Source organism: Ilumatobacter sp. (assembly GCF_041688325.1).
Lineage (GTDB): Bacteria > Actinomycetota > Acidimicrobiia > Acidimicrobiales > Ilumatobacteraceae > Ilumatobacter_A.
Genome location: NZ_JBDNIJ010000309.1, coordinates 1 through 7,906, shown reverse-complemented (window position 1 = coordinate 7,906; position 7,906 = coordinate 1). Strand labels below are relative to the sequence as shown.

Below are 7,906 nucleotides of genomic sequence, written 5' to 3'. Positions count from 1 at the left end.
CTGGTGAGCCTGCTGTTCGCGTCGGTGAGTACCTCGGGAGGGGTGCAACTATGGGGCGAAGTTCAATGGGACCCGACACCGCTGGAGCGCGGTCCTATCGAGTTCGATGGTTCGTTTGAATCGACGGATTTGTCGCTGATGTTTGACGAAGCCGATGCGCCGCCGTCCGAGCTTCCCGGTTGGATTGAGGCGATTCTTCGCGTCGTCGTCGTGGTCATCGCGTTTGTGGTCGCGATTGCCTTGGCCATTATGGGATGGAGGAACCGACCACGTCTGCGTTGGCGACGCCGGCCAGCGGGCGGTGAGGATTTCGAGGTGCTCCCCGACGTGGCTGCGGCGGTTGTCCAGGAAGCGGCTGCGCAGCGGGCCGCACTCCTCGCTGGCATGCCGCGCAACGCAATCGTGCAGTGTTGGTTGCGACTCGAAGGCGACGTGGCTGCAGCCGGCCTCTTGCGCAACCCGGCCGATACATCAGTCGAGTTCACCGAGCGTGTTCTGGGCCGCTACACCGTCGATGCAGAAGCGATTCAGGAACTGGCTGGCCTCTACCGCGAGGCTCGGTTCTCTGAACACCCGCTCGATGAGTCGGCGCGCCGATCGGCGCTCGATGCGCTTGACCGTCTCCATCAGGCCCTGAGCGTGGCGTCCGCGAAGGCGCGTTCGGTCGACGAACTTGGTGCCGAGATGCCAGCCAACCCGTCGGCTGGAGTTCCAGGGTGAAGGAACGTGCCGGCCAGCGGGTCGGTGTCACCGTCGGTGCCGGAACGGCCACCGGAGTCGCGATGGTGCTCCTCGGTATGGAACCGCGCCTCGCCCTCGTCGGGTGCGTCGTTGTCGCCGTGAGTGCGACGGTCTGGCTCCTCGTCGACCTGGCAAACGTCGTCTCGCCGGTTTTTTGGCATAACTACGGCACGGTTGCGAACACGTCAGCGCGTTCGGATCGAAGTGTGCAGATGCTGCAGACCCGGCTTCGCACGCCTGCTCGCCGACGCCGTCGGACAGCGGTGCTGGAGCATGGCCGTGCCGATCCAGCCGACGAGATCACCGTCACCCTGCTCGACGTCATAGAGGACCACCTCGTGACCGAACACGGCATCGACATGTTGCTTGACCCTCACGCTGCCGCCGAGGCGCTCGGCCCCGAGCTGACTCGGTTCGTCACTGATTCGACGTCCCGTCGGTCGATGGCGCAACCGCGGACGTTGGCTCGCACGCTCACACTGATCGAGGACTTCTCGGATCAGAAGCATCTCGCATAAAGGACACCCACATGGCACCCCTCGAAATTTCCCAGGTCTCCGAGTTGGCGGCATCGATTCTCGACGAAGTCGAAACCGCAGTGATCGGTAAGCGCGAAGCGTTGACCATGGTGCTCAGCGGCATCCTCGCGGGCGGTCACGTACTCCTCGAGGACTTTCCTGGGCTCGGCAAGACGCTCGCAGCCCGCTCGTTCGCCCAAACCCTGGGCCTCGATTTCGCGCGGGCCCAATTCACCCCCGACCTCCTCCCTGCTGACCTGACCGGATCGTTCATTTTCGATCAGCGGGTGAGCGAGTTCTCCTTCCGGAAGGGCCCGTTGTTCACCGGTTTACTGCTCGCAGACGAGATCAACCGAACTCCGCCCAAAACGCAGGCTGCACTGCTTGAAGCAATGCAGGAGCGGCAGGTGACCGTCGAAGGGGAGACGTTCCAACTGGAGCGACCGTTCCACGTCCTGGCCACGGCTAATCCCGTCGAGTACGAAGGCACCTACCCGTTACCCGAGGCCCAGCTCGATCGTTTCATGCTCCAGATCAGTTTCGGATACCCCACTGCCGACGAGGAATGGGGCGTGCTTCAGCGCAGGTTGGCCCGACGCCAGGAAGAGCAGACGCTGCGTCCAGTGATCGACGCTCCGACCTTGTGTGCAATGCAAGAAGCAGTCGAACGTGTCGACGTCGACGAGAGCGTCGGCCGATATTGCGTTGCATTGGCAGCTGCCACTCGGAGTCATCCTCACGCATTGATGGGTTCGTCCCCGCGTGGTGCCCTCGCGCTGATGCTGGTCGCCCGTTCGTTTGCGGTGGTGGCTGGCCGGGACTTCGTCACCCCTGAAGACGTCAAGGCCGTCGCCGTGCCAGTGCTCGCCCACCGCATCGCGGTGAAGCCCGAACTCTGGATGAGTAATTCGAACGGCGCGTCGGTCGTCGCAGGGGTGCTCGGGTCGGTGGCTACCCCGGCAGCGCTTGAAGTCGATTCTAGGACAGATGCGACGTGACAATGTCCAGCGCGTCGGAGTGGCGCTCGAGTCCGGCGCACTTCCGTGCAGTGGCCGTCGGAATAGTCGGTGTTGCTGCCGCCTTGCTCTTTCGTGTCCCAGCACTCCTCGTGATGAGTGCTCCGTTCGGAGTTGTCGCCATCTGGTCGGCGGCGACACGTCCTCGCGCTGAACCATCGTTGGTCGGCGAGATCGTGCCGACGACGATCCGCGAGGGCGAGGCAACGACGTGGACCGGTCGTCTTTCGAACCTGACGGACGTGGACCATGTCGTTGCGCTCGCGCCGACCCGCGCGTGGATCGAAACGCGGCCCCGATCAGGGGTGGTTGCGACGTCGGTTCGCAAGGGCGATGCGACAGCCAGCGTCGCGATTCCGATGCGCTCCACGCACTGGGGACGCCACGAGATCGGCCCGATCAATGTCGTCGCGGTCAGCTCGTGGGGAGCGTTCCGATGGCGGGCGCTTGACATCGGGTACGGCCTGACGACGCTTCCGTTGCCCGAGGTCTTCGATGCCGCGCCTCCGATGCACCGCGCCAACGGCCTCGTCGGTCTCACCCGCTCGGCGCAACCCGGCGATGGGAACGAGTTCGCCGGTATCCGACCATTCCAGATCGGCGATCGACTTCGCCGAATCAACTGGCGGCGTTCGTTGCGCAGCGGCGAGCTGCATGTGACGTCGACGTATGCCGATCAGGACAACCACGTCGCATTATTCGTCGACGCGCTCGCCGACGTCGGAACCTCCGGTGGGATCGACGGGGAGGCATCGAGCCTCGACACCACCGTGCGTGCTGCAGGCGCGATCGCTGAACACTTCCTACTGCGCGGTGATCGTGTCTCGCTCCGCGTTTTCGGCTCATTTGGCGATGCGCGCGTCCCCCCGGCAAGCGGTCGGGGACACCTGCGCCGGATCCTTGACGTGCTCGCCTCGATCGAGACGGACGCCAGCCGCCCTCGCTCCCTGCGGATCGGCAATGGTGCCGTTCCCGGCGATGCGTTGGTGATCATGTTGTCGCCGCTCATCTCGCCAGCGGCGCTCGACCGAGCGGTCTCCGTTGCCAGCCACGGTCTCAGCGTCGCAGTGGTGGACACGCTGCCTGAGAACGTGCACGTCGTTGACGATCCAACGGCGGAACTTGCCTGGAGAATCCGCTTGCTCGAACGACGCCGCGAGATTCGAACCGTCCAGCAAGTCGGTGTGCCGGTCATTGCCTGGCACGGCCCGGGCAGCCTCGATCCGTTTCTGCGCGAGATGGCACGGCGCTCCTCGGCTCCGAGGATGGCTCGCCGATGAATCGGCTGTCGCTCCAACAATGGGTTGATGAGTTTCTCGCCACGAGCCGTCAGCAGTGGCTGTTGCGTCTCGTTGTCGTTGTCGCACCGGTCGGGGCGGTCCTGGCCGCCGCAGCAGCGACCGGCGCGTGGTGGCCTTTCGGCTTGTTGATGGTGACCGTCCTTGCGACGGTCTCGGCAATTCGCCCCGACACGCACACAGCACTCGGCGTTGTTGTGCTGATCGTTTGGCACTGGTCTGCACGGGTTGATGCTGTCGATACGCCTTGGCTGCCTCTCGTTGGCATCTGCCTGCTCGTGTTCCACTCGGTGGTCGCGTTGTTGGCGACCATTCCGACCGGGGGCGAGGTCCCGAACGCCACCCTCGGCAGTTGGCTGCGGCGTACAGCACTGGGTGGGGGCGCGGCGCTCGGCATGTGGGCTCTCGTCGTGGTGTTCGACCGTGGTGACGCGGCCGGCAATGGCGTGCTCACCGCATTGGCCCTCGCGGTTGTTGTCGGCGCCGCGGTGCTGGTCCGATCGCGCAGCGTTGACCAGATGCAGTAGCTGTTCAGATCAACGTTGCCAAGCCTGTGGGGCTCGCGGCAACAGAGCTTCAGGGGCGGAACGTTGCGGCGATGCGGGACTCACCGAAGCGTCCGACGATCGACATCCCGGCGGTTGGCGGCACCATGCCCGTGCAGGTTCCGGTGATGACCAGTTCGCCGCAGGCGATTGGTGTGCCCCACTCGATTGCCTTGCGGGCAACGAACTGCAGCACGTTGAGCGGGTGCCCGAGCGCGCTGGCACCCGTCGCGGCCACCCGCTCGGTGCCGTCGATGTCAAGCGCCACCACGAGCTGATCGAGCGCTCTGATCTGCTGCTCGTCGAGGCCAAGTGAGTGTCCCTGGACAATGACCGACGACACGGCGTTGTCGGCAATCAGGCTGGGAGCACCAGGGCGAACCAAATCAGTGAAACGCGAGTTGACGAGCTCGAAGCAACCAACGGCGTCGACCATCGAGGCGAGTTCGAGCGGGTCGTCCGGTATCTCGGTCAAATCGGTCAGTGGGATAAATCCGACTTCGACCTCGACGCCTGCTGGACCGACGAACCACTCGCTGAGCGAAATGTCCACCCCGTCGGAGAGCACGCGGTTGAGGTGCGGCCGACCAACGAACGGGGCATCGATCCCCAAGAATTGCTGCCCCATGGCGCTGGTTGCGCCGACCTTCCACGGGCCGAGCTGCACGCCGCTCAGCCGATGACCAGCCTGCTGGATGGCGTAACCCTCCTCCACGTTGCTCGGCTTCATCTCATCTGGAAGGCCTTCGATCGGCTGGCGGTCGTTGAATGCCTCGAGCAGCATGTGTGCCGCCTGGTCGATTGCGTTCATCGTTGTGCCCGTCTGATTGCTGTGCTCACTTGGGCAGTTTCACTGTCGGACATCGGTCACGACGAATCAGTCGAGTGCAAGATCCGGGTGCTGGTGTCACTAGGTTCGCGAACGCACATCTGCACCTACACCCACACACTTAGCCCGACTGCCCGCCTGGTCCAGTCGGGCTCGATTCCCAGGAGTTCTCCCATGCGCGAAGCAGTCTTCGTTTCATACGCCCGTACAGGTCTGGCCAAGGCCGGCCGTGGTGGTTTCAACATGACCCCCGCAATGTCAATGGCCGCACACGCCATTAAGAGCGCCGTCGACAAGTCGGGCATCGAGCCCGGCCAGGTCGAAGACGTCGCCCTCGGCAACGGTGCCCACGGTGCTGGCAACCTCGGTCGCCTCGCCGGCCTGCTTGCCGGTTTGCCCGTCAACGTCGGTGGCAACACCATCCAACGGCACTGCTCGTCGGGCCTCAACTCGATCGCCATCGCTGCGAACCACATCAAGTCCGACGGCGTCGACATCGCGGTCGCCGGTGGCGTCGAGTCGATCTCGATGCCGAACCCGGGTATGGGCGGCAGCACCAACATGGACCCCGCACTGTCGGAGATGTACCCGGCCGTCTACATGGCAATGATCGAAACGGCCGACATCGTCGCTGAGCGCTACAACGTGAGCCGCGACTATCAGGATGAGTACTCGTTCGAGTCGCAGATGCGGATGGCGCGGGCACAGGAGAACGACCTGTTTGCTGACGAGATCGTCCCGATGGAGACGAAGATGAAGCTCGTCGACCGCGAAACCAAAGAAGAGACCATCGTCGACGTCACCGTCGATCGTGACGAGTGCAACCGTCCCCAGACCACCCTCGAAGGTCTGCAGAAGCTCGGCCCGGTTCGCGGCGAAGGTAACTACGTCACCGCCGGCAACGCCAGCCAACTGTCTGACGGCGCTGCCGCTGTCGTGATGATGAGCGACGAAGAAGCCAGCAAGCGCAACATCGAGCCGCTCGGTGCATTCAAGGGCTGGGCCGTTGCTGGCTGCGAGCCCGACGAGATGGGTATCGGCCCGATCTATGCCGTGCCGAAGCTGCTCGCGCGTCACGGTCTCACCGTCGACGACATCGACATTTGGGAGCTCAACGAAGCATTCGCCTCGCAGTGCCTCTACAGCCGTGACAAGCTCGGCATCGACCCCGCCAAGTACAACGTCAACGGCGGCTCGATCGCCATTGGCCACCCCTTCGGCATGACCGGTACCCGCTGCGCCGGCCACATCCTGCAGGAAGGCAAGCGTCGCAACGCCAAGTGGGGCGTCGTCACGATGTGCATCGGTGGAGGCCAGGGCGCCGCCGGTCTCATCGAGATCTACTGATCACCTGATCACCTGAACTGACCTGAACTCCGCGTTTGATCCCCACAACGGCGGTCGGGCGCGGAGTTCGTCGCGTCTGGCGCTCCACTTCTGCTCGGCGAGTTATCGGCCTGTCGGCAAGGGCAGAGGGCCCGTTATAACCCACCTGGTTGTGGCCTGTTCGAAGTTCAGCGGGCCTGGTGTTGCCATGTGAGAGAACTCGTAGCGGAAGCCGGCACGCTGCAACGTCCGGTTCGGGGCGACGTTGAACGCGTTCGGTTCGCAATAGAGCCGGTCCAGACCCAATACCTGAAAGAAGTGTCTGACTGCCAAGATCACAAAGTGGGCACCGAAGCCACTTGCCCGATCGTCTGGATCGGCAATGTGTAGGTGCATGAGGGCTTGGCGGCCAAAGTCGATCTGATCGACGTTGCTCCATCCCACGACCTCGTCATCGACAAGCCACATCACGCCGTAGCCCTGCCGCTCCTCGATCGGACGTTCGAAGTCGAGCCGGTAGGTCTCTTTCCAATCCTTGCGCTTGGGAAGAAGCGACCGGTCGACTCCGAGCTGGCGAAGAAAGTCGTCACTCGAGTCGTGGAAGTAGGCAATCCTGCGGTCAACGTCGTCGAGGTCCATCGGCCGCACGGTCATCAGCGGGCTGAGGGCACCGTCAGCATTCACGACCAGAACACATCGAAGGTGTGATTTGCTGTCCGACTTCATCGACGGCTGTTGGCCAGCGGATACCGAGCCGGCAGGTGCTACAACCTGGTGAAGTTGTAGGCCAGGTGTGACTTGACGAAGCCAAGGCGCAGATACCACTTGTGGGGCCAGTCGTCGAGATCTGCTCCGAGGAAAGCGAGCCGACACCCGGCATTTTGGCCCCGCCGCAGGCCCTCGTTGATGAGCGACTGCGCGTAGCCGCGGCCCCGAAAGTCTGGATGGGTGAACAGATTTTCTAGTTGGGTAATGCCGCTCTCGGCGTCAAAGTAGAAATCCATTCGTGCTGCGATCTCCGGACCTTCGAACACAACGAGGCGTGCCACTTCCGCCCCGCGGGCGTACAAGTGAATGCGATCGGCGAGCTGGGCGTGGACGTCGTCAGCTGAGTGGGGGAGCAGCAGTTTCCATTCTCGCAGGAGGGCAGGGCGCAACTCCTCGAGCGACACCTCTTGGACGTGGTGCTCTGGGGGCCCGCCTGGCCCGCCGCGATAGATCATCGTCGTGATCGTCTCGCGCTCGTAACCCGCCGCCGTGAAATCATCGCTCAGCTCGAGGCCGAGCGCGTCGTCAATCACGGATATCTGTCGATGCTGGAGACCAGCGCCACCCATCGCATCGTCCACGGTTGACAGAATGTCAGCGCTCAATGCCGTTGAGGTGACCACGGCTCGGTTGTGATCGTGGGAACTTGGGAAATCGCGTTGGAGGAGAACAAAGCCCCACGGCAGGTCGATGACGTCAGTGGTTTGAGCCCGAGCGAATCGCTCCTCGAACGCTGCAATCTGATCGGTATCTGAGCCTCCCATGGTGCGAAGGTATCGGCCGGCGGCAGGCCAGAGTCGTTGATGCGAATTGGCCCGCCGTGAATCGGCCAGTCTGATCGCTGTCGTGCTGTCGTGCTGTCGTG

General features: G+C 63.4%; 9 protein-coding genes. 6 read left to right on the top strand and 3 right to left on the bottom strand.

From position 1 onward, the window contains the following. From ACH2EI_RS16440 to ACH2EI_RS16420, 5 genes are all read left to right on the top strand, one after another. Positions 1-720, top strand: a 720-nt coding sequence (locus ACH2EI_RS16440; RefSeq protein WP_395155060.1) for a DUF4129 domain-containing protein, incomplete at its 5' end; no start/stop codon positions are given. Then, the gene (locus ACH2EI_RS16435; RefSeq protein WP_395160813.1) at positions 717-1,259 is read left to right on the top strand and encodes a hypothetical protein; all 543 of its coding nucleotides are present in this window, start codon (positions 717-719) and stop codon (positions 1,257-1,259) included. The genes ACH2EI_RS16440 and ACH2EI_RS16435, both read left to right, overlap by 4 nt. An 11-nt stretch (positions 1,260-1,270) precedes the next feature. Continuing rightward, positions 1,271-2,257: an AAA family ATPase gene (locus ACH2EI_RS16430; RefSeq protein WP_395155062.1), complete on the top strand. Its 987-nt coding sequence runs from the start codon at positions 1,271-1,273 to the stop codon at positions 2,255-2,257. A gap of 2 nt (positions 2,258-2,259) precedes the next feature. Next, positions 2,260-3,555, top strand: a complete 1,296-nt coding sequence (locus ACH2EI_RS16425) for a DUF58 domain-containing protein (RefSeq protein WP_395155067.1) — start codon at positions 2,260-2,262, stop codon at positions 3,553-3,555. Further along, positions 3,552-4,100 (top strand): hypothetical protein, encoded by a 549-nt coding sequence (locus ACH2EI_RS16420; RefSeq protein WP_395155063.1) that lies wholly within the window; start codon positions 3,552-3,554, stop codon positions 4,098-4,100. The genes ACH2EI_RS16425 and ACH2EI_RS16420 overlap by 4 nt, the downstream gene beginning before the upstream one ends. 49 nt (positions 4,101-4,149) lie before the next feature. On the opposite strand, the gene ACH2EI_RS16415 is transcribed toward ACH2EI_RS16420, so the two are convergent. After that, positions 4,150-4,929 carry a 2-keto-4-pentenoate hydratase gene (locus ACH2EI_RS16415; RefSeq protein ID WP_395155064.1) on the bottom strand — a complete coding sequence of 260 codons (780 nt, stop codon included), beginning with the start codon at positions 4,927-4,929 and terminating at the stop codon, positions 4,150-4,152. A gap of 192 nt (positions 4,930-5,121) precedes the next feature. On the opposite strand from ACH2EI_RS16415, the gene ACH2EI_RS16410 reads away from it, so the two are divergent. Next, on the top strand, positions 5,122-6,294 hold the full coding sequence (locus ACH2EI_RS16410) for a thiolase family protein (RefSeq protein ID WP_395155065.1): 1,173 nt from the start codon (positions 5,122-5,124) through the stop codon (positions 6,292-6,294). Positions 6,295-6,396: 102 nt separating this feature from the next. Here ACH2EI_RS16410 and ACH2EI_RS16405 read toward each other — a convergent pair whose 3' ends face one another. Then, positions 6,397-6,957, bottom strand: coding sequence for a GNAT family N-acetyltransferase (locus tag ACH2EI_RS16405; protein ID WP_395160811.1), 561 nt, complete (start codon positions 6,955-6,957; stop codon positions 6,397-6,399). Between the two features lie 80 nt (positions 6,958-7,037). Then, positions 7,038-7,805, bottom strand: a complete 768-nt coding sequence (locus ACH2EI_RS16400) for a GNAT family N-acetyltransferase (RefSeq protein WP_395160809.1) — start codon at positions 7,803-7,805, stop codon at positions 7,038-7,040. Between the last annotated feature and the right edge of the window lie 101 nt (positions 7,806-7,906).